The sequence below is a fragment of the Bradyrhizobium sp. USDA 4452 genome (assembly GCF_054063575.1).
Genome location: NZ_JBSSGK010000001.1, coordinates 2,528,235 through 2,549,464, shown reverse-complemented (window position 1 = coordinate 2,549,464; position 21,230 = coordinate 2,528,235). Strand labels below are relative to the sequence as shown.

9 protein-coding genes and 1 tRNA gene are annotated in these 21,230 nt (G+C 65.5%); 8 read left to right on the top strand and 2 right to left on the bottom strand.

Annotation, left to right across the window (positions count from 1 at the left end; genetic code table 11):
• Positions 1–484: 484 nt before the first annotated feature.
• Positions 485–1,201, bottom strand: a complete 717-nt coding sequence (locus ACVISU_RS12145; RefSeq protein WP_050402888.1) for a flagellar hook assembly protein FlgD — start codon at positions 1,199–1,201, stop codon at positions 485–487.
• A gap of 10 nt (positions 1,202–1,211) precedes the next feature.
• Positions 1,212–2,822, bottom strand: coding sequence for a flagellar hook-length control protein FliK (locus tag ACVISU_RS12140; RefSeq protein ID WP_456707097.1), 1,611 nt, complete (start codon positions 2,820–2,822; stop codon positions 1,212–1,214).
• A 343-nt stretch (positions 2,823–3,165) separates the two neighbouring features.
• Here ACVISU_RS12140 and mnmA point away from each other — a divergent pair, with 343 nt between their 5' ends.
• The 8 genes from mnmA to ACVISU_RS12100 all read left to right on the top strand — a co-directional run bounded on the left by mnmA (position 3,166) and on the right by ACVISU_RS12100 (position 21,228).
• Positions 3,166–4,362, top strand: coding sequence for a tRNA 2-thiouridine(34) synthase MnmA (gene mnmA, locus ACVISU_RS12135; RefSeq protein WP_456707096.1), 1,197 nt, complete (start codon positions 3,166–3,168; stop codon positions 4,360–4,362).
• Positions 4,363–4,386: 24 nt separating this feature from the next.
• Positions 4,387–5,025, top strand: coding sequence for a class I SAM-dependent methyltransferase (locus ACVISU_RS12130; RefSeq protein WP_050402891.1), 639 nt, complete (start codon positions 4,387–4,389; stop codon positions 5,023–5,025).
• Positions 5,026–5,078: 53 nt separating this feature from the next.
• A complete protein-coding gene (locus ACVISU_RS12125; protein ID WP_456707095.1) occupies positions 5,079–5,444 on the top strand; it encodes a hypothetical protein in 366 nt (121 codons plus the stop codon).
• 116 nt (positions 5,445–5,560) lie between these two features.
• A tRNA-Met gene (locus ACVISU_RS12120) sits at positions 5,561–5,637 on the top strand.
• Positions 5,638–6,213: 576 nt separating this feature from the next.
• Positions 6,214–6,915: an energy transducer TonB gene (locus ACVISU_RS12115; protein WP_456707094.1), complete on the top strand. Its 702-nt coding sequence runs from the start codon at positions 6,214–6,216 to the stop codon at positions 6,913–6,915.
• Positions 6,908–7,474: an RNA polymerase sigma factor gene (locus ACVISU_RS12110; RefSeq protein ID WP_083992023.1), complete on the top strand. Its 567-nt coding sequence runs from the start codon at positions 6,908–6,910 to the stop codon at positions 7,472–7,474. Before ACVISU_RS12115 ends, ACVISU_RS12110 begins: the two co-directional genes overlap by 8 nt.
• 112 nt (positions 7,475–7,586) lie before the next feature.
• A complete protein-coding gene (locus tag ACVISU_RS12105; protein ID WP_456707093.1) occupies positions 7,587–8,573 on the top strand; it encodes a FecR family protein in 987 nt (328 codons plus the stop codon).
• 541 nt (positions 8,574–9,114) lie between these two features.
• The gene (locus ACVISU_RS12100) at positions 9,115–21,228 is read left to right on the top strand and encodes a filamentous haemagglutinin family protein (RefSeq protein ID WP_456707092.1); all 12,114 of its coding nucleotides are present in this window, start codon (positions 9,115–9,117) and stop codon (positions 21,226–21,228) included.
• Positions 21,229–21,230: the final 2 nt, after the last annotated feature.

Below are 21,230 nucleotides of genomic sequence, written 5' to 3'. Positions count from 1 at the left end.
GAGGTGTCACCGCACGCCGTGGCGTGGTCTGGGCGGGGTCTGGCTGGATCGGGCGTGTCGGGGTCACTGGCTAACTCTTGCCGGCGGTCAAAGCGCGCAGCCTGGGCAGCTGCGGAGTTTCAGGGCGGAAGCGTCGTTCAATTGCAGAACATGAGGATAACGTCCGCTTGCTTACAGGAAGCTGACGTGTTGCAATTTATTGCTGATTGATATTTGTCGATGCCGCGCGCCGCCCCCATGGGGGTGTCGGGTAGGATTTTTCCGTGCCTCTTGCGAGAGGAGAGGGCGGAACGGAGCGCAAGGCTCGGACAAATCATGTCGCGAGAATGCGGGGTGCGGATCACAGGCCGCGCACCCCATTCACTGTCGTCCTTGCGAAGCAGGGACGACAGGCGTGCATGCGGCGCCTCATGACGCGCAGAAGCGCACACGCAATTCCCGCGGAGGCGAGCGCCGGATTGCCGGGATGCAGCGACGCCTTTGCTTAGCTGCTGCTGCTCGTCGCGCCGCGGACCACGCGCTTGATCTTATCGGTGGTGTAGGTCTGGCCGCCGATCGAGAGCAGCGGCGGGGTAGCGGTCAGGTCGACGGAGTCGACGACGCCCTGAATCTCGGTCGAGATCGCAAGCGGGTTGCCCTTGGAATCCTTGCCTGTCGCGGTCAGCGTGTAGGTGCCGGCCGGCCATTGCGTGCCGTCCGTGCCCTTGCCGTCCCAGACGAAGCTGGCGTTGCCTTGGTTCAGGTTGAAATTGCCGGAATAGGCGGTCTGGCCGGTCGCGCTCGTGATCGTGATGGTGGCGCTGGTGGCTTGCGGGGATACCAGATTCCAGGTCGCGGATTTGTTGAACTGGGTCTTGCTGCCGTCGACGGCCACGGTGTTGCCGACATAGACCAGCGCCTGGGTCGATTGCGCGCTCTTCTCGATCGCGATCAGCTGCTTGAGCTGATCGTTCGACTTCAGCTGCTGCTCGACGCCGGCGAACTGCACGAGCTGCTGGGTGAACTGGTTGGTGTCGAGCGGATCGAGCGGGTTCTGGTTCTTCAACTGGGTCGTGAGCAGCGTCAGGAAGGTCTGGAAATTGTCGGCGATGCCCTGCGACGAGGTCGTCAGGCCGCTGCCGGTGCTGCTTCCCGAGCTGGTTCCGTTGCTGGTGCCCGGTGCCGAGACAACGGGCGTCGGCATGGTTGCATCGACTGCCATGGTGAACTCCTTACACTCTGATATCGACGCCGCCGAGAGCGCCGGTTGGGCGGCCATAGGAGCGGCCTGCCGCTGCGGCGGGGACGCTGTCCTCCTCGGTGACGATCAAACGATGGGCGTTCGGATTGGACTGGCCATTGTTGTTCTGGCCCGACTGCGACTGGTCGCGCAGGCTGAACTGCAATCCGCCATTGCCGGTCGACAGGCCGGCATTGTCGAGCGCGCGCTGCAGCTGGTTGGCGTCCTGGCGCAGCATCGACAGCGTTTCCGGCCGTTCGACGGTGAGATGCGAGGTCACCTGGCCGTTGCGATCGACATCGATGCGGACATCGATGCGGCCGAGCTCGGCGGGGTCGAGCCGGATCTCGAAGCGGCTCTTGCCGCTCTTGGCAGAGGCGGCGATCTGCATCGCAAGCCCGCTGAGCGGCACGGCGGCTTGCGCCGCGTTGGTCACGGTCAATTGCGCGGTCGCAGACGGCGTCGTCTGGCTGGCCGGCAGTTGCGTCTGGAGTGCATTCGGCGCCTGTGCGCCGGGATCGGGCGTCGTGAGCTGGGCCTGCGCGGCCGCGTGGCCACCGACCGGCGGTGTCGGCGCGGCGTCGCCGTCTCCGCCTGTATCGGCCTTGATGGCATCCGCTGCGCCGTCTGCTGTGGCCTTCGCCTTGCCGGATACAGCCGCCGGCTGCGTGGCTGCGGGAACAATGTTCGTTGGAGCAGCCTGTGCGGTCGCGTTGTTGCCCTGGGCCGCGCCGTCCTGGCCAGTTGGCGTTGTCGCGGTCGCGTCCTTTGCGGCCACCTGTGCCTTGGCTTGCGTCGTCGCCTTCGTGGCCGGCGTTCCGGCGGCGACGGTGGCGGCGAGGGTCGCATCGCCGGTCGCCGTCGCTGCGCCTGAAACCGTTGCCGCATCCGTCGTGATGACCTGTCCCTCGGTCTTGACGCCGGCCGCCTTGGCGACCTTGTCGGCATTCGCCGCGGTGGTTGCCGCCGTTGCGGTGTCGGCGCCGGCAGGCGCACCGCTGCCGGCCGCGGCAGCAGGGCCAGCGATGGCCGAGCTTGCCGCGATAGCCGCAGCCGCGATTGCGAGCGGTGCCGCCGGCTGGCCGGATGGCGGGGTCGCCGTCGCCGTCGGGTCGGTGGCTGCTGCAGTTGCAACTGGAACGGCAACCACGGCGTTGGCCGCTGCCGCATTGGACGGATCCGGCTCCGGCACGGCTTGCGTCGTGGCCTTGTCGCCGGTGGATTGCGTATCGGTGCTCGACTTCGAGTCGTCCGATTTCGATTTCGACTTGGTCTTGCGCGGCGCGTCGCTGTCGCTATCGACCTTGTTGTCATCGCGCGAGCTGCCGGAATCCCGCGGCGCCCGGTCGGGGGCCGTGCTGGTGTCGCGGGAGCGTGGATCGGTCGTCGAGGTCGAGTCGTCGGACCGGCGCGCGGGCGCTGGCTGCGGGTCGTACCGGTTGTTGTCGCTGGTGGGCGCGGTGTTGCTGTCGACCAGCGAGGCAAAGCCGTCGTTCCCCGCCCGCGAGGCGGGATCTGGCCGTGCCGACCGCGGCGTCGCGCCCTGAAAAGACCGGCTTGCCAATGCTTCCGACGTCACGCTGACCACCGCCAACCCTCGCAAATGAGACTTCCGGTGTTTTGTCAGCAAGGAGTGGGCCAACCATCGGTAGTGATAAATATTCAGCTATTTCAATTGTTTAAGGGTCGCGCGCGGAGCCCGGAACCGGTTCCCGGCAGGCCCGGTTTTTGCCCGGCGGCAAGATTTGCCCCCCGCGCACGGCGGCTACGGATTCCGCCGGATTGCCTCGCCGGAATACGGCCTATATTAAAGGTGGCCTTCGATGCGTCCCGAACCGACCGAACCGGTCTTGGACGCGTTCCAAGGCTCTCTGGACAAAGGCTTTTCCCAATTTCGTCGCGGAGCGCATGACTTCGCCGCGACAGTGACCAATGACCGCTTAGAGATGCTCAACAGTCTGGATCTTGAAGGCCGCCCTGGAGACACGCGGATCGTCGTTGCCATGTCCGGCGGCGTCGATTCGTCGGTGACGGCTGCGCTGTTGAAGTCGCAGGGCTACGACGTGGTCGGGATCACGCTGCAGCTCTACGACCACGGCGCTGCGACCCATCGCAAGGGCGCCTGCTGCGCTGGCCGCGACATCCACGATGCGCGCAACGTCGCGGAGCGGATCGGCATCCCGCATTACGTGCTCGATTACGAAAGCCGCTTCAAGCAATCGGTGATCGACAATTTCGCCGACAGCTACGCGCTCGGCGAGACCCCGGTGCCGTGCATCGAGTGCAACCGCTCGGTCAAGTTTCGCGATCTGCTCGCAACCGCGCGCGAGCTCGGCGCGCAGGCGCTCGCCACCGGACACTATGTTGCCTCGCGCCGGCTCGCCGACGGATCGCGCTCGCTGATCTGCGCGGCCGATGCCGATCGCGACCAGAGCTATTTCCTGTTCGCCACCACGCGCGAGCAGCTCGGCTTCCTGCGCTTCCCGCTCGGCGACATGACCAAGCCGCAGACCCGCGAGCTGGCGCGGCGCTTCGAGCTCGAGGTCGCCGACAAGCAGGACAGCCAGGACATCTGCTTCGTGCCGACCGGCCGCTACACCGACATCATCGGGCGGCTGAAGCCGAATGCGATCGCGCCGGGCGACATCGTCGATCTCGCCGGCAATGTTATCGGCCAGCACCAGGGCATCGTTCATTTCACCGTCGGCCAGCGCAAGGGCCTCGGCATCGCATCAAGCCACCCGCTTTATGTGGTCAAGCTCGATGCGGCGACGCGCCGCGTCGTGGTCGGGCCGCGCGAGGCGTTGCGGATGGATCGCATCGCGCTGCGCGACGTCAACTGGATCGGTGATGGCGCGCTGGATCGCGTGATCGGCGAGGGTATCGAGATCTATGTCCGCGTGCGTTCGACGCGCGCGCCGCAACCGGCATGGTTGCGCGCCACGGACGCCGGCTATGAGGTCGAGCTCGTCGCCGGCGAGGAGGGCGTATCGCCCGGCCAGGCCTGCGTGTTCTACGACGCGGCGTCCGGACAGGCGCGTGTGCTCGGCGGTGGCTTCATCAGGAGTGCCAGCGCGAGCCGCGTCGTGCGGGCCGCGACGCGGGATGCGATGGCGTCGCTCGCGGAAGCGGTTCGAGGATAGACAGAAGCAGCTTCGGGGCAGGGAATGGCTGGGGACATCGACCGCGAGGGGGTCGAAAAGGCGTATGGCCGCTGGGCGCCGATCTACGATCTGGTGTTCGGCAAGGTGTTCGATCAGGGCCGTCAGTCGACGATCGCGGAAGCCGACCGGATCGGCGGACGCGTGCTCGACGTCGGCGTCGGCACCGGGCTGTCGCTCTCGGAATATGCGCGCACGACAAAGCTGTGCGGCGTGGACATTTCCGAGCCGATGCTGCGGCGGGCGCTGAAGCGCGTGCGCGCGCTGGGGCTCAGCAATGTCGAGACGCTGGCGGTGATGGACGCCAAGAACCTGGCATTTCCGGACGGGTTCTTCGACGCGGTGGTCGCGCAATACGTCATCACCGCGGTGCCGGATCCCGAGGCGACGCTCGATGATTTCATTCGTGTGCTGAAGCCGGGTGGCGAACTGATCCTGGTCAATCACATCGGCGCCGAGAGCGGCCCGCGCCGCATCTTCGAGCTCGCCTTCGCGCCGCTGGCGCGGCGGCTCGGCTGGCGTCCGGAATTTCCCTGGGAGCGGCTGACCAACTGGGCCGCGAAGCACGGCGGCGTCAGCCTCGCGGAACGCCGGCCGATGCCGCCGATGGGGCATTTCTCGCTGATCCGCTTCCGCAAATCGTGAGGCTACGGCGATTTTGCGAGGGAACATCGGCGCATCGTCCCGGTTTTCCCCTCATGAGGATCAATCGTACGCTCGCTTTGTCCTGTGCCCTGATGCTGGCGCCCGTCGTTGCCGCCGCGCAGGCGCCGCCGACGCCAGCCACGCCGCCAGCCCAGACCGCGCCGCCGGCGCCGCAGCGCGCCGCCGCGAATTGCGCGCCGCAGCAGCCTTCGCATCCGGGGGCTGCGGTGCCGGAAGGAACCACAACCGGGCAGGGTGGCCAGCCGCTTGGTGACAAGCTCGCCAAATCCGACGGGGTGTTGTGCCCGCCGGCCGGTATCGACCCCGAAATGCGCGCGCCGACCCCACAAGGCGGCAACACGCCGGTGATTCCGCCGCCCGGCAGCCCCGGCGGCGACCCCGCGGTGAGGCCGAAATAGCCTCTCCCTGCAATAAGTTGCCGCCTCGCCCCGGTTTGCTTGACAGGCGCGCGTACCGTTCTTTATATGCCGCGCGTTCGCACCCGCGGCTTGCATGCCGCCGATCGCGAACCCGTGGCGGGGTAGCTCAGCTGGTTAGAGCACGGGAATCATAATCCTGGGGTCGGGGGTTCGAGTCCCTCCCCCGCTACCACCTTTGCCCCCACACTTCTTTGACGCGGTTGGGATAAGCCTCTTCCTCCGTCAGGGCGCCGAGCAGACCCGCAACCTGCACGGTTACACCGCCTGCCTGCGCGGATCTCGGGGGACGGTGACGGTCTCGACGAGCCCTTTGATGCTTCGGCGGCCTCGCACCGACACCCTGCTAGCGCTTCCTCAAGCCGGCCGAGCTGCGCCTCATTATCGCTTTGGGATGGACGGATGCAGCGCAACTTCCCTTGGTGCCGGCGCTGCAACTCCTCAGATATCTGCTTTCGTCTTGGTCCGGTTCGATCGTGTTCGCGGCGTTTCATCCGCCGTGGCTCCGATACGAAACCGTTGCGGTCGAATCTCGACGTTCAGCCGGTATGATGGGAGCTTTTCGGGTCTTGAACTGAAGCTCGCGCTTCCCCAGACCGTCCGCCAAACCGGTGTCGACCCAATCGGCCGGAGGATGTCGGATCCGTTACTCTTCGCAATTCAGGAGCCGGCTCATAACAGAGAGTGGTTCAAATCCCGTGCAGACGCTATGAGGTGGTCGAGTCCATTTAGGAAATGACGTCTGCATCTCATGCCGTTTCGATGGCGTTTCTGGTTCCGCGGCTTTTTCTCCCTAGGCATGTTCTGGGCTTGTGCAGTGTCGGCGCAGCCGGCGAGTCAGGCCTGGTTCGACATTCCCTCGCAACCGCTCGCGTCGGCGCTCGACGCCTTTGGCAAGACGACCGGCGTCGTCATCGCCTACAATGGCAATCTTGCGGTTGGACGGCTTTCGAATCCGGTGAAAGGCCAGTTCTATCCTCAGCAAGCCATTCTGCTTCTTCTGAAAGGCAGCGGATTGGTCGCAGACTACACGGCATCCGATGCCATCGTCGTCGTTCCGGCGCCGAATGAAACTTCTGTGACACGATCGCCATCGGCGATCGCGCAAGCGGCCTTGTCACAACAGAGCGCTATTGAACGGCGATACTCGGCACTGCTACAGGAGCGGCTCAACAATGCCTTGTGCGCTCAGCGTGTGACGAGGCCCGGCACGTACCGGGCCGCAATCAGCTTTTGGGTCGGACCTTCTGGCAGTGTGACGAGGGTGAAGCTCTTAGGGACGACCGGCGATGCGCAACGGGATGCTGCGATTGCGGAGGCAGCGCTTCGCGTAGCCGTAGGTGAAGCTCCCCCTGCGCAGATGACGCAACCCTTCACCATGGTTATCCTGCCGCAAGCGTCCGGCGGCACCGTCGACTGTCCGCGGGCTGAAGGCGGCCGACAAGATGAGTGAGGACGAGAGGTTCTCGAACTCTCCCGATCATGAGCCCGCTGCGGACAACGACAGTTCGCGGACGCTGCGGGCGCTCTTGATCGAGCGCTATCAGGACTTGAAGTCGCGCCTGGCACGTCGGCTGGGTTCGCTGGAATGGGCGGAAGATGCCCTGCAGGACACCTATCTGCGTCTGAACGGCAGGGAGATCGTTGGCGACGTCCACAATCCGGCCGCCTACCTGCTTCGATCTGCCTTCCATATCGCGCTGAATCAGCGGCGCGCCGACAACCGACGCCTCAATACGGGGGAGGTCGAGGCGCTGCTTGATCTCGCCGACGATGCGCCCGATGCCGTGCGCGTGATTTCTGCCCGCGCCGATCTCGAAAGGCTCAAGCGGGTAATGGCCGAACTGCCGCCGCGCCCGCGGGCTATCCTGTTGGCCGCCCGGCTCGAAGGATTGTCCAGGCAGGCAATTGCCCGGCGCTTCGGAATCTCCTTGAGCCTGGTGGAAAAGGAATTGAGGAGGGCGCAGGAACATTGCGTTGCCCGTTTCAAGAAAATCCAGCGTTCGGAGTAGAAAATTGTGCGGTTCGCGCTTCCCAGGAGTGTCTATGTTGCGGGAGGGCCGCTGGTTCGCCCGCAGCGGACTGCAACTGCAGTCCTCACGATGATCGGCAAATGCAACGTTGATGATTGAAAGCGACCAACATCACGACGAGCTTCCCGCGCTGGAGCGCGAAGCCCACGCCTGGGTTCGGCGCTTGACGTCCGGCGAGGCGAGGACGTCCGATGCGGCGGCGCTGCAGCGATGGTGCAGCCAGAGTCCAGCCCATGCGGCCGCTTTTTCCGAAGCCAGCCGTTTCTGGAAGGCGTTCGGGCCCGCCGGTCGGAGCCTGCTCGCGGACGAGAGAGTGACGAACCTCGGACCGCGCGCCGGCGGCAGAACGTCGAACCTCAGTCGCCGCGCGGTGGTGGGAGGTGCGCTGGCGGCCACGGCAGCCGGGATCATGGTGGTGCACCCGCCACTCGATCTGTGGCCGTCCCTGTTCGAACTGCGGGCTGATTACCGCACCGGCGTCGGCGAGCAGCGTGAGGTGGCCGTGGTGGACGGCGTCGTGGTCCAGATGAACACGCGCACCAGCATCTCGCTGGGATCGGGAGATGCGTCCGGCGCGGTCGAACTGATCGCCGGCGAAGCCTCCTTCAAGGTTGCCGATCGGCGCGCAGAGATATTCAGTGTGATCGCGGCGGGTGGAAAAACCACGTCGACGGGAGCGCAGTTCGACATGCGCGTTGAGGGGGCGGGCGTCCGTGTCACCTGCCTCGCGAACGAGGCGCATGTGGAGCATCGGACACAGCGGATGGTCCTCAGATCCCGGCAGTGTGTGACCTACGGTGACAGCGGATTTGGCGATGTCGTCGCGATCGACCCGTCGATTGCCGCTGCCTGGCAGCAGGGTCTGATCATCTGCAACATGATGCCTTTGACGGATTTGATTCAGGAACTGAATAGATACCGATCCGGCCGCATCGTGCTGCTGAATGCGCAGTTAGGGCGTAATCCCGTCAACGGCCGCTTCAGGATCGATCGTCCCGACGAGGCCTTGGTGCAGATCGAGCGGGCATTCGGCATTCACGCCCGCACACTGCCCGGCGGACTGGTCTTGCTCGCCTGAGCCTTCTCGCCAAGATCTTGTTCCACGCACGTCCTTCACGCCAACCGGCGGCGCCCCCGGGATCAGTCTCAGCGTGCTGCATCGCGACCACGTTCTGACGCTCCGGGGTGGTGACACAAAACATTCATAAAATTCCCTTGAGGGGTTCGGCGCTGGGAGGTGTCACGACAGTGAGCCAGCGGTCATCACAGTGATCGCAAATCGGCCTGGTCAGGATTTCCAATGTACGTCGATCGTGTGATTTCCCGTGTATCGCGCGCCCTGCGCAACGCTTCGTGGTTTCGTTCGCCGCAGAACCGTCCGGTGAGCGGAAGAGCGGCTCCGGCAATGGCCGGCGTTCGGACACCCCGGTCGCGCATCAACCGGGCCGAGGCACCGACGCTTCGCTCCGTACGCCTCTGATCCGCTCCTTATTCGCTCATTCCATTCCCAGAGGATACCGATGCCGTCTCGCCGGAAAGCCATCCGCCGTTCTCGTCTTGACCTGCGTGGGGTCGCGCCGCTTCCTCCGCGGCAGCGGATCGGACTGGTATCCCGTTCCGTGCTGCTCGCCGGAACGAGCACGCTGGCGCTGCTGCTGAGCGGGCTTGAGGACGCTTCCGCGCGGCCGTTCGGCAATTTCGCGACGACGACGTCGGCGCCGGCGATCGCCAGCGACGCGGCAACCGCCGCGGCCCGGCAGGCGACGGAAGTCGCCAGGCAAAGCCAGGGCGCGCTGATGCGGGCGACCCAGGCCATCCAGGCGCTGCAGGCCGCGCAGTCCGCCGCACGCAGCGCCGCCGCGGCCTCGCAGCGATCGGCCACGTTGCCGCAGGTCGCGGTGCCGAACGGCCTCGGGCCGGGCGGGCTTCAGGTGGCGCCGGGCGCTGCGCCCGGCTCGGGCCTCTGGCAAGGCGCCGCGCTGCCGAGCCAGAGCGCCAGCGGCGGCCAGACCACGGTCACCGTCAATCAGACCGCGCCGCAGGCGATCCTCAACTGGCAGAGCTTCAACGTCGGCAGCCAGACCACGCTCAATTTCAACCAGCAGGCCGGCAACTGGACCGCGCTCAATCGCGTCGTCGGCAACATCGGACCGAGCCAGATCCTCGGCCGCATCACCGCGCCCGGCCAGGTGCTGGTGATCAACCAGAACGGCATCATCTTCGGCGGCGCCAGCCAGATCAATGTCGGTTCGCTGATCGCCTCGACCGCCAAGATCACCGATGGCCAGTTCCTCGCCAATGGGCTCTATTCGATCCAGAGCGGCACGACCTATCTGCCGAGCTTCACCGGCGCCGGCGGCAAGATCGTGGTCGAGAGCGGCGCGCTGATCACCACCAATGCGCCGTCCTCGGTCACGTCAGGCGGCGGCTTCGTGCTCATGATGGGCACCGAGGTCGACAATGCCGGCGCCATCACCACGCCGAAGGGGCAGACCCAGTTCGCGGCTGGCGACGATTTCATCCTGCGTGCCGGCTACGGCACCAACACCAACCAGAACTCGACTACCCGCGGCAACGAGATCGCGCCGCTGCTGCGCAGCGGCAGCGCCAGCGGGACCGTCACCAACACCGGTCTCGTCCTCGCCCAGCAGGGCGACATCACGCTGGCCGGGCATGCCGTCACCCAGGACGGCATTGTTCTCTCCACCACCTCGGTCAATCAGCGCGGCACCATCCATCTGCTCAACTCGGCGTCGGATACGACCGGCAGCGTCACCCTGACCAGTAACGGCATCAGCCTGATCCTGCCGGAGACCGATGCCGCAGCCGCGCTGGTTTCGGGCATCGATCCGAGTGTGACCGCGTTCAATTCGCAGCGCGATGCCCTGATCGCCTCGGCCAAGCCGAACCTGCTGGCGACCGGCCAGTTCGACAACCTCTCGACATTGGCCGATCGGCCCGATCAGTCGCGCATCGAAATCGTCACCGGCGGCACCATCGATTTCAGGAACGGCTCGCTGACCATGGCGCAGGGCGGCCAGGTGGCGGCCTCCGCCGGCAAGCGGGTGTTCGCCGAGACCGGCGCCGTGATCGACGTCTCCGGCACCACCGGCACCGTGCTGCCGGCGTCCGCCAACATGGTCAAGGTCAACGTCCAGGGCAACGAGCTGCGCGACAGTCCGCAGAACCGCGACAGCGGCACGCTCATCAACAGCAACATGTGGATCGACGCCCGCGATCTCACCTTGGTGCCGGCCGGCACCGGCGGCTATGCGACCGACCGCTACTACACCGCGGGCGGCCTGCTCGAGGTGTCGGGCTATCTCAACAACACCGGCCACAGGATCGGCGAATGGACCGCGGTCGGCGGCAGCATCACGCTGGCGGCGCCGGAGGTGGTGGCGCAGCGCGGCGCGATCTTCAATATCTCCGGCGGCGCGGTGCAGTACCAGGGCGGCTATGTGCAGCAGACGATGCTGCTCGGCAGTGACGGCCGCATCTACAATGCCGACAATGCGCCGGCCAATTTGACCTATGTCGCGGTGGCCAACGGCTTCATCGTCAATCACGCCCACTGGAACGTCGTCGAGGTCTATCTCAGCCCGTTCGGCAAAGGCCGCTCGCGCTGGGAGAACGGCTACACCGTGGGCCGCGACGCCGGCAGCCTCGTTCTCGCGACCCCGACCTCGATCTTCGAGGGCACGATCCTCGCCGGTGTGATCGACGGCGAAACCCAGATCGCCAAACGCCCGGCCGGCGTCACCGACGGCTACAAGTTGACCCAGAACACCGTGCCGCTCGCCGGCACGCTGGCGCTCGGGCAGTACAACCCCTATGGCCTCGCCGGCGCCTACGCCACCGATGTGACGTTCGGCAATTTCGCGCCGGTCACCGGCAATCTCGGCTTGACCTCCGCGCTGCCGACGGACCGCGCCAACACGGCCTGGTTCGACGCACCGACGCTGAACGGCTTCGGCCTCGGCGGCGTCAACATCAACACATCAAACAAGATCGCGATCAATGCACCGCTCGAGTTCTCGGCCGGGGCGCAGGTCAAGCTGATCGCGCCGACCGTCGATATCGCAGCCGACATCGCCGCGCGCTCCGGCAGCGTCACGGTCAGCAACATCCTCAATGCCGCAACCGGCACGGTCACGCTGACCAATGCGACCGGAGGCGCGTCGCTGACGCTGGAATCCGGCGTTACCATCGATACCCGCGGGCTCTGGGTCAATGCGCAGCTTGACCCGAACAGCGTGTCAGGTCTCGGCTTCCTCGACGGCGGCAACGTCACCTTCGACTCCACTCAGGACGTCACGCTCGCCGCCGGCAGCGTCATCGACGTGTCCTCCGGCGCAGCCGTTCTTGCCACCGGCAAGACGCAAGGCGGCAAGGGCGGTAACGTCACGATCACGGCGGGCCATGCCCAGCAGGATGCCGGAACCCCGGGCGACGGAAACCTGGTTCTCGACGGTTCGATCCGCGCCTTCGGCGTCACCGGCGGCGGCACGCTGACGATTTCGACGCCCGGCAACATCCTCATTGGCGACAATGCCGAACTCGCGGGTGGTGTGCTGCCCGCAGGCAAACCAGCACCCGCTGCCGTGAAGCTGAAGCAATCGTTCACGGTTCCCGCAGGCCAGCCTCTGCCGACGTCGCTGACGCTGAACTTCACCACACTGGTGTACGACACGCCGATACCGGCGGACGTCACGATATCCGCCGCGCCCACCGTACCGACCGGTGCGGATTGGACCATACCGCAAGGTATGGACGGCCTGCAGAGCCGGGATGCCAATGGCGGAACCCAATATTGGAGTTCGGGCAGCGTGCTTCCGGCCGGGACGATCATCACTGGCTGGAGCGGCACGGGTCGCATTCCTGCGGGAACAGTCATTCCATCCACTGTCTTCCCGAATGGCATTCCGGTCGCGCCCTATCAAGTCACCTATGCGGCAGGCTCAATTCAATCAACGCCGATGACCTATCCGGTCGGCGCCGTTATTCCGGCCGGTGTGGTGCTGCCGCTGACGGTCCAGATCACGCCGGCACCTGCGCTCAATCCGTCGTTCTTCACCGCCGGTTTCTCCAATTACGATATCAATGGCGGCCTGGGTGTTGTGGTTGCCGACAACACCGTGGTTGCGGCCGCGATGCCGGTTTACCGATTCACGGCAAGCAGCTACGCGGCACCGGCCGGCGCCGATCCGTCGTCGGCGTTGACGCTGTGGACGCTGCCGCTGTTCACCGCGGATCCGGTCAAGGCCACCCTGACCCAGCGCGGCGGCGCGAGCCTCACGCTGCGATCGCTCATCAGGTCGGGCGGCGGAGCGCTCGCGGGCGGCGGCGCGATCTTGGTTGGCGACGGCGCATCGCTCAGCGTCGATCCGGGCCAGAGCATCACGCTCGATGCCTTCGATCAGATCAGTGTGTTCGGCAGCCTCACCGCGCATGGCGGCAGCATCAATCTGGTCAATGATGCCTACGGTTCGCCGGTGCGGACCGGCTTCAACTTCGACCAGAGCGGCAACAGCCGCGGCGTTTCGATCTGGGTCGATGCCGCTGCCAAACTCGATGTCTCGGGCTTGGCCTATCAGGCGTCCGATACATCAGGACATCTATTCGGGAAGGCGACGGACGGCGGCTCCATCACCATCAATGGTGGCGGTGCCTTCGTGATCGTGCGTCCGGGCGCCGAGCTGAGTGCGGACGGCACGCAGGTCGCGATCGATCTCGCGGCGGGCGGTACGGCTCCAAGCCGCCCGCAGATGGTCGCGACGAATGGCGGCTCCATCACCTTGGCCTCGCAGAGCGGGCTCTATCTTGATGGCGACATCCACGCCTTCTCCGGCGGTGGCAGCGCTTCCGGCGGCAGCCTGTTGGTCGCGCTCACGACGCCGAACTTCGACGCGAATTACTTCCCCAAGGTGACGACGTCGGCCAATGTGGTCGTTCCGAGCCTGATGACCGTGGTGCAGGCGCGTCCGGATTCCTCGTTGCCGGAGGGCATCGCGCCGGCAACGGCCGCGCCGCATCTGGCGTTCGGCCGGGCGACCGTGAGCGCCGACATGGTCAAGGCCGGCGGGTTCGACAGCCTGACGCTGACGTCCGGCGACTATATGGCGTTCTCCGGTAACGTATCCCTTTCGTTGGGCCGGAGCTTGACGCTGACGGCGGCGGCGTTCACGTCGGGGCCCGCGGTGTCCGGACCGATCGATCCCTCGATGCCGGCCACCATCGGCGACGTGAAGGTGTCGGCTCCCTACATCCTGTTTCGTGAAGCGACGGCCGTCGTCCCCGATAATACCGTCAGCGGCAGCATCCGCAATCCCGGTGGTGCGGCCTTGCCGACCACTGCGACGTTCGAGGCCGACGCAAACCAGATCGACATCCAGGGTCTCATCGGATTCTCGGCGCGCGCGCCGGAAAACATGTTTGGGCCGGGTTTCCTGACGACGAAGTTTGTCAGCCAGGGCGACATCCGCTTCCTGTCGATGCCCGGGGTTGCCGCGACACAGTTGTCGACCAGCGGCAATCTCGAACTGCTCGCCGCGCAAATCTATCCCGCGACCAACGCGGTTGCCACCGTGATCGCAGGCAGTGGAAATTCTGATCCGACGGCGACGCTCACCATCGGACGCACCACCGATGCCATTCCGGACGCTCCGCTCTCCGTGTTCGGCCAGCTCGCGTTCCAGGCGCCGGTGATCGAGCAGAGCGGCATCGTCCGTGCACCGCTCGGCCTGTTGACCTTCGGCACGAGCTGGCCGGTCTACACGCCACATGTCGATCTGCTGCCCGGCAGCCTGACTTCGGTTTCGATGGCAGGCCTGACCATTCCCTATGGCGGGACGATCGACGGCGTGACCTACACGTACAACGGCACCAGCATCCGTCCGATCGGCGTCACCAATTTCAACAACAACGGCCCGCAATCCGGCATTATCCTGGATGGCCAGTCGGTCAACGTCGCGAGCGGCGCGATCCTCGATCTGTCGGGCGGCGGCACGCTCGCCGGCGCGGGTTTCGTGTCCGGACGCGGCGGCTCCGTCAACGTGATCAACACGCCGCTCGTCAACGCCAACCCTGCTGCTCCCGTCAGCAAGGCGAGTGACACGGTCTACGCCATCCTGCCTGGCTATAGTTCAAGTTACGCGCCGATCGCGCCCGAAAACGGCGCCGGCGATCCCGCGATTGGTCAACAGGTCACCATTCCGTCCGGTGTTCCGGGACTGCCGGCGGGAACGTACACGCTGCTGCCCTCCAACTACGCGCTGCTGCCCGGCGGATACCGTGTCGAACTCGGCGGCAGCACCACGACGCCGGTCGGCAGCCCGATCACCATCGGTAACGGCACCTACGCCGCTTCGGTCGCCGCCGGCATCGCCAACACCGCGATCAAGGGCAGCTTGCCGGTGACGGCGCTGATCACCGCGGGCACCTCGGTCCGCAAATATTCGCAATTCAACGAGCAGAGCTACAGCGATTTCCTGCTTGCCAACGTGGCGCAATTCGGCGGCGTGCGTCCGCTGCTGCCGAGCGACGGCAAGACGCTCGAGATCGTGTTCGAGAGGCCGAACGCCACCCCGATCGGACCTGTGCTCACATTCGACGGCACCGCGCTGTTTCAGGGTGCGCAGGGCGGTAACGCCGGCCAGGTGGCGTTGCTGAATGTCGGCGAAATCTATGCTGGCGCGCCGACCCAGGGATTTTCCAGTCCCTCGGTCGACGCCGCCGATCTCAATGCGCTCAAGGCGCCACGCCTCCTGATCAACGGAATCGTCGTCATCGCGAATGGCACGCTGTCTCTTAATCAGGTTCACGGTCAGGATCTCTTCATCCGCGATGGCGTCTCCCTTTCCGCCGGCGAGATGTTCTTTATCGGTAACAATATCAGCGTCGGCAACAACGTGACGCTCAGCACCGTCGGACAGGGCGCAGTGCCATTCGATTCCGTGACCACCGGCATGAGCTATGCGGTCAACCAGTTCACTGTGCTGGCACTGTCCAATGGTAACGTCAACTTCCTGCCCTCGAACGTCGGCAACGGCTCGATTACCATCGGCGCCGGCTCGTCGCTCTATTCCGAAGGGACGCTGGCGTTCGTCACCAACGGCGCTTCTGCGATCGATCCGACCGCCCATTTCGGGTCGAGCAACATCGCGCTCGCGGTCGGCACCATCAATATCGGCGACGCCGCGACCGTGGCCGCGGCGGGCGCACCCGCCGGATTGATGTTCGATCAGACGCTGTTCAACACTCTTCTCCATGGTGATCCGCTGCACGGCGCGCCGGGGCTGAAGACCATCACATTGTCTGCGGCGAATTCCATCAATCTGTTCGCAAGTGCCGGTCTGGATGCCACCGGCAGCGGTGTCAACCTGGTGCTGAACACCTCGGCGATCTATGGCTACGGCACAGCCGGCGACAGCTCGACCATCGCCGCCAACAAGATCACGTGGAATGGCCTGAGCGGTACGACCCCGCCGGCGATCGCCGCAGGCGGGCCGGGCACCGGAGCAGGTGCCCTCAATATCGTCGCGGACGAGATCGACTTCGGCCGGTTTGCCTCGCTCGACACATCGACCGCGAGCCGCGTGATCTACGGCTTCAGCAACGTCAACATCACCGCCAACTCGAGGATCGTCTCGGCCGGCAACAGCAAGCTGTTCGTCTACCAGTCGCCAAGCGCCGATCCTGCTGCCGTGTTCGGCCAGAGCGGCAGCGGCGGCAACCTGACGCTGGCGACGCCGCTGCTGACCGGTGCGCAGAAATCGATCATGGCCTATGCCACGGGCGGCGCGCTCGATGTCGTCGCGCCCGCGGGCATCGCGCCAAGCGCCGCCGGGTCCACCGTGGCCGGCGCCGAGATCGACCTGACCGGCGGCAGCGTCGGGATCGACAGCACGATCCTGTTGCCGAGCGGCAAGCTGGTCGTCAATGCGACCGGTGATATCGCACTCGGCGGTGCAAGCCGCATCGACCTCGGCGGCCGGCCGTCCGCGATCCAGAAGGCGACGGTCTATGGGTTCGGTGGCACCGCGATCTTCAACAGCGTACAGGGCAGCCTGACGCAGTCTGCCGGCGCCGTGATCGATATCTCCGCGACCAATGCCGGTGCCGGCTCGATCAGCATCGCTGCGGCGAATGGTCAGGTCACGCTGGGAGGCGAGCTTCGCGGCGCGGCGACGGGCGGTTACGCCAGCGGTGACTTCAGCGTGTCCAGCGGCACGCTTTCGAGTTCCGACTTCGCAGCGCTCAACGCCCTGCTGACCCAGGGCGGCTTCTTCGACGCGCGTGCCTTCGACATCAGGAACGGCGATCTCGTCATCGGCGACGGCGTGAAGGCCAGCAGCGTGACGGTCTCCACCGACAACGGCAGCCTCACCGTCGTCGGCACCATCGATGCGTCCGGTGCCGCACCCGGCACCATCCGGCTCTCCGCCGGCAACGGGCTCGCGCTGGCGCCGAGCGCCGTGCTCGATGTTCACGGCACGGTGCTCCAGGTCGACAGCTACGGCCAGCCGATCGAAGCGAGGAACCGCGGCCACATCGAGCTGACCGCGGCGGGCGGCGCTCTCACGCTGGCTTCTGGCGCGACCATGAATCTTACCGCGCCGAACGGCGTTGCCTATGGCGACGTGGTGCTGAACGCACAGCGCACCGGCGAGACCTCGGGCGATATCGCCATCAACGCCTCGGGTCCGCTCAATATCAAGGGCGCCTACAGCATCGCGCTCAACGCGTTCTGGACCTATGACCTGCCGGGCGGCAGCAGCATCAGCCAGGCGACGCTCGACGGCTACGACATCGCGAGCACGGCGTTCATCAATGCCGCATTGGGTAACGCGGGATTGGCGACGCGCGTCGCGGGCCTGTCCGCTTTCGGCAGTGCCTACCATCTGCGGCCGGGCGTCCAGATAACGTCGAGCGGCGCCCTCTCGACTTTGGGCGATATCGACCTTGCGAAATATCGCTACGGCGCGGGCGCAGATCGTGATCCGAATTCGGCGAACTATGGCGGAGGCGAGCCGATGGCTCTTGTGGTCCGCGCCGCCGGCAACCTCACGATCAATGGAAGCATATCGGACGGGTTCAAGTCGACTCCGGGAAAGCCAGCGGTCTACACTCCGATCGATATCTCGAAAGATCCCAACGCGCAGCTGTGGTCGCCCAGCGACACCGGCCTGAACAATTCCAGTTACGTCTATTCCAGCAGCGTGACGCTGATGATTGACTGGACGGTGCCGGACGATGAGTTCTACCAGTCTATGGTCTCGATGTATGGGATCCCATTCGTCGATATCAACGGCCATCAATATGGGCCGGGTAACACCATTCCGGCCGGCACTACGCTGAATCCCGGACCTTCGTTAGGCGGGAACGGCTACTTGATCTTCGATATTGCGACTTTGCCTTCCCTCGGAGCGGTGGTCGTACCCGGAATTCCCGGCGCAGCTGCCACGTCGGCGGCAGCGGCAATGCTCGCGCCCGGTTCGCACTCCGCATCGGTTCGCCTCGTGGCAGGTGCGGATCTTGCCGGTGCCGACCAGCGCGCGTTGCAAACGACACAAGCGCTGAACGGGAGCGGCAACCTGACGCTGAGCGATCCGGCCTACAATTCGTCACGCAACGGCACGTTCTTCAGCGTGCTGCGCACCGGCACCGGCAGTCTCGATTTGCTGGCCGGCGGCAGCTTCAGCGAAGCCACGCCATATGGCGTCTATACGGCTGGCACGCAGGCGGCGCCGATCCTGGCGGCCGACGGCAGCAATCCCTACGACCTCGTCGGTGTCACCAGCAGCGGCAACTCGCACGCCTGGTACCCCGAGCATGGCGGCGACCTCCTGCTCACCGCGCAACGGGATATCACCGGCAATCTCCAGATCGCGGACAACAACACCCGGTTCGCCGACTCCAATCTCACCGCCAACTGGCTCCGGCTGCAAGGCGGTGGGGCCTCCGCCGATCCGGCTGCGTGGTGGATCAATTTCGGCTCGCTTGCGAAGACCTACCCTTATAGCATCAGCCAGCAATTGATCGGCTTCCAGGGGATCGGCACGCTTGGCGGCGGCAATCTCACCGTGACCGCGGGCGGCAATGCCGGCGTGACGGGCAACGGCTCGACCGGCCTCGACCTGGCGGTCGCGTCGACCGGCCGTGTTCTGGCGAATGGCACGCTGGTCGAGACCGGTGGCGGCAATCTGGTCGTGAGGATTGGCGGCGGACTCAATCCGGTGGTGCCAAGAACACCTGACGGTCAGGGTCAGGTGCCGGACTATTTCGGCTCGATCACCAACCTGCGTGGCGACACCACCGTCAGTGCCGGGTCGGTCGGCGCGCTGGCCGTGAACACCTGGTCATCCAATTTCGTTTCGTACGATCCGCGCGCCGCTGATCCCAACGTCTTCAAGCGCTCGCTCAAGACGCCGGGGCCGCTCGTCATGCCGGGCGACGGCAGCGTCAGCATCACGACGCGCGGCGACCTCGTGCTCGGCGGCGCGGGGGACGCCGGCATGGCGTCGCCAGTCGATCTGAACGGCATTGCGTATACGGTGCGCAACGCGGACGGCACTACGACGCTCCAGAGCCGCGGGCAATCGAACTTCACATTGTGGACGCCGGCGACCGCGATCGATCTCTACGCGGCGGGTGGCGATGCGGCCGTATTGGGCGGAATTTCCTTTGGCGGCACGGCTTTCTTTCCGGGAACGCTGATCGTTGCGGCCGCCAACGGCGACATTCGGTTCTTGGAGCCTGCGGCCGGCGGCGGAGTGCCGACAATCGAACTGATGCCGTCGCCTCGCGGCCAACTCGAATTGCTGGCGGCCGGGTCAATCTACGGGACGAGCCAGGCCGTGGCGATGTCGGGCGCGGACATGAGCACGTTGGCGACGCCGTTCAATCCCGTCTTTGCCACCGGCGTCAACGGCGGCGGCAGCAGCAACGCGTGGGCGAACGCCGCCAATCGCATCAATCCGATCAGTCCAATCGCCTTCGGCGAGGACATGCCCATCTCCAACCTGCACGCAGGGGATGATCGGCCGGCCCTGGTCTACGCCGGCATCGACATTGTCGATCTCACCCTCGGCCAGGCGCAGCCGCAGAACCCGAGTGCCGGCCAGTATTTCTATCCGACCCACAGTACCTGGTATATCGCGGCCAAGCCGTTCGAGGTGATCGCCGGCCGCGATATCGTCGGCACCGGTCCCGTGCCGAGCGTGTTCCTGAACAACGGAGCGGACGATATCTCGCTGATGCAGGCCGGTCGTGACATCTTCTATCAATCGGTCACCGTCCTCGGCCCCGGTCTGTTTCAACTGCAAACCGGCCGCAATCTGTATCAGGGCTTTTACGGCTCGCTGGTCAGCGCCGGCGATATCGTCAATCAGAAGGGCGGTGCGGGAATCGTTGCGATCGCCGGTACCGGCGCCAACGGCCCCGACTACACCGATTTCGCCAAGCTGTATTTCGATGCCGCGAACCAGCTTCCCGGCGACGGCACGCCGCTCGCGGGCAGCGGCAAGGTCGCAAAGACCTACGCCGACGAGCTGTACGATTGGCTGCGCGACCGGTTCTCGCCGAGCCGGAATTATTCGTACGACGGCCAGTCCTACGTCTTCACGGGCGCGAAGCAGGATGCGCTCGCTTTCTTCCTGACCTTGCCGGCACAGCAGCAGGGCGTTTTCGTCCGGCAGGAATATTATACCGAGCTGAAGGAAAGCGGTCGCGAGTACAACAACGAGGACAGCCGTCGCTACAGGAGCTATTTGCGCGGTCGCGAGGCGATTGCCACCCTGTTTCCGGATAAGGATGCGCAAGGCAATCCGCTGGCGTATTCGGGCAAGGTCACCATGTTCAGCGGCTTTACGAAGGACGCTCTTGGCAACACGTATCTTGCTGACGCCGGCATTCAGACGCAGTTCGGCGGCGACATTCAGGTCCTCAATCCGGGAGGGCAGACCATTATCGGGGTCGAGGGCGTGACGCCGGGTCCCGGCGCTGGCCTGATCACGCAAGGCCAGAACAGCAATATCGATGTCTATTCGCTCGGCAGCGTGCTGCTCGGCCAGAGCCGCATCATGACCACGTTCGGTGGCAACATCCTGGCGTGGTCGGCAATCGGCGACATCAACGCCGGCCGCGGCTCGAAAACGACGGTGATCTATACGCCGCCGCTGCGCACCTATGACGCGTATGGCAATATCAAGCTGTCGCCGGCGGCGCCGGCCAGTGGTGCCGGCATCGCGACGCTCGCCCCCATTCCGGGGACGCCGCCGAGCGACGTCGACCTGATCGCGCCGCTCGGCACCATTGATGCGGGCGAGGCCGGCATCCGTGTCTCGGGCAACGTCAACCTCGCCGCGCTGCAGGTGGTCAACGCCGCCAACATCCAGGTGCAGGGCACCTCGACCGGCATTCCGACGGTGCAGGGGCCGCCGGTCGCAGCACTGACGGCGGCGTCGAACACCACCGCCGCCAGCCAGCAGGCCGCGGCGCCGCCGCCGAAGAACAATGACCAGCCTTCGATCGTCATCGTCGAGGTGCTCGGCTATGGCGGCGGCGATGGCGCCGCGCCGGATCCCGCGAAGGAGGAACAGAAGCGGCGTACGCAAGAGCAGCACAGCTACAACCAGAACAGCCTTCTTCAGCTCGTTGGCAATGGTTCGCTTTCGGAAACGCAAAGGCAGGCGCTCACCGTGGAGGAAAGAGCGAGCCTCGAGACACGCTGAGG

What these genes read in the sequence shown, in the direction of transcription:
- ACVISU_RS12110 (WP_083992023.1), top strand. Translation starts at nt 6,908, where the DNA reads ATGAGTGAGGACGAGAGGTTCTCGAACTCTCCCGATCATGAGCCCGCT.
- mnmA (WP_456707096.1), top strand. Translation starts at nt 3,166, where the DNA reads ATGCTCAACAGTCTGGATCTTGAAGGCCGCCCTGGAGACACGCGGATC.
- ACVISU_RS12130 (WP_050402891.1), top strand. Translation starts at nt 4,387, where the DNA reads ATGGCTGGGGACATCGACCGCGAGGGGGTCGAAAAGGCGTATGGCCGC.
- ACVISU_RS12115 (WP_456707094.1), top strand. Translation starts at nt 6,214, where the DNA reads ATGCCGTTTCGATGGCGTTTCTGGTTCCGCGGCTTTTTCTCCCTAGGC.
- ACVISU_RS12145 (WP_050402888.1), bottom strand. Translation starts at nt 1,201, where the DNA reads ATGGCAGTCGATGCAACCATGCCGACGCCCGTTGTCTCGGCACCGGGC.
- ACVISU_RS12105 (WP_456707093.1), top strand. Translation starts at nt 7,587, where the DNA reads ATGATTGAAAGCGACCAACATCACGACGAGCTTCCCGCGCTGGAGCGC.
- ACVISU_RS12125 (WP_456707095.1), top strand. Translation starts at nt 5,079, where the DNA reads ATGAGGATCAATCGTACGCTCGCTTTGTCCTGTGCCCTGATGCTGGCG.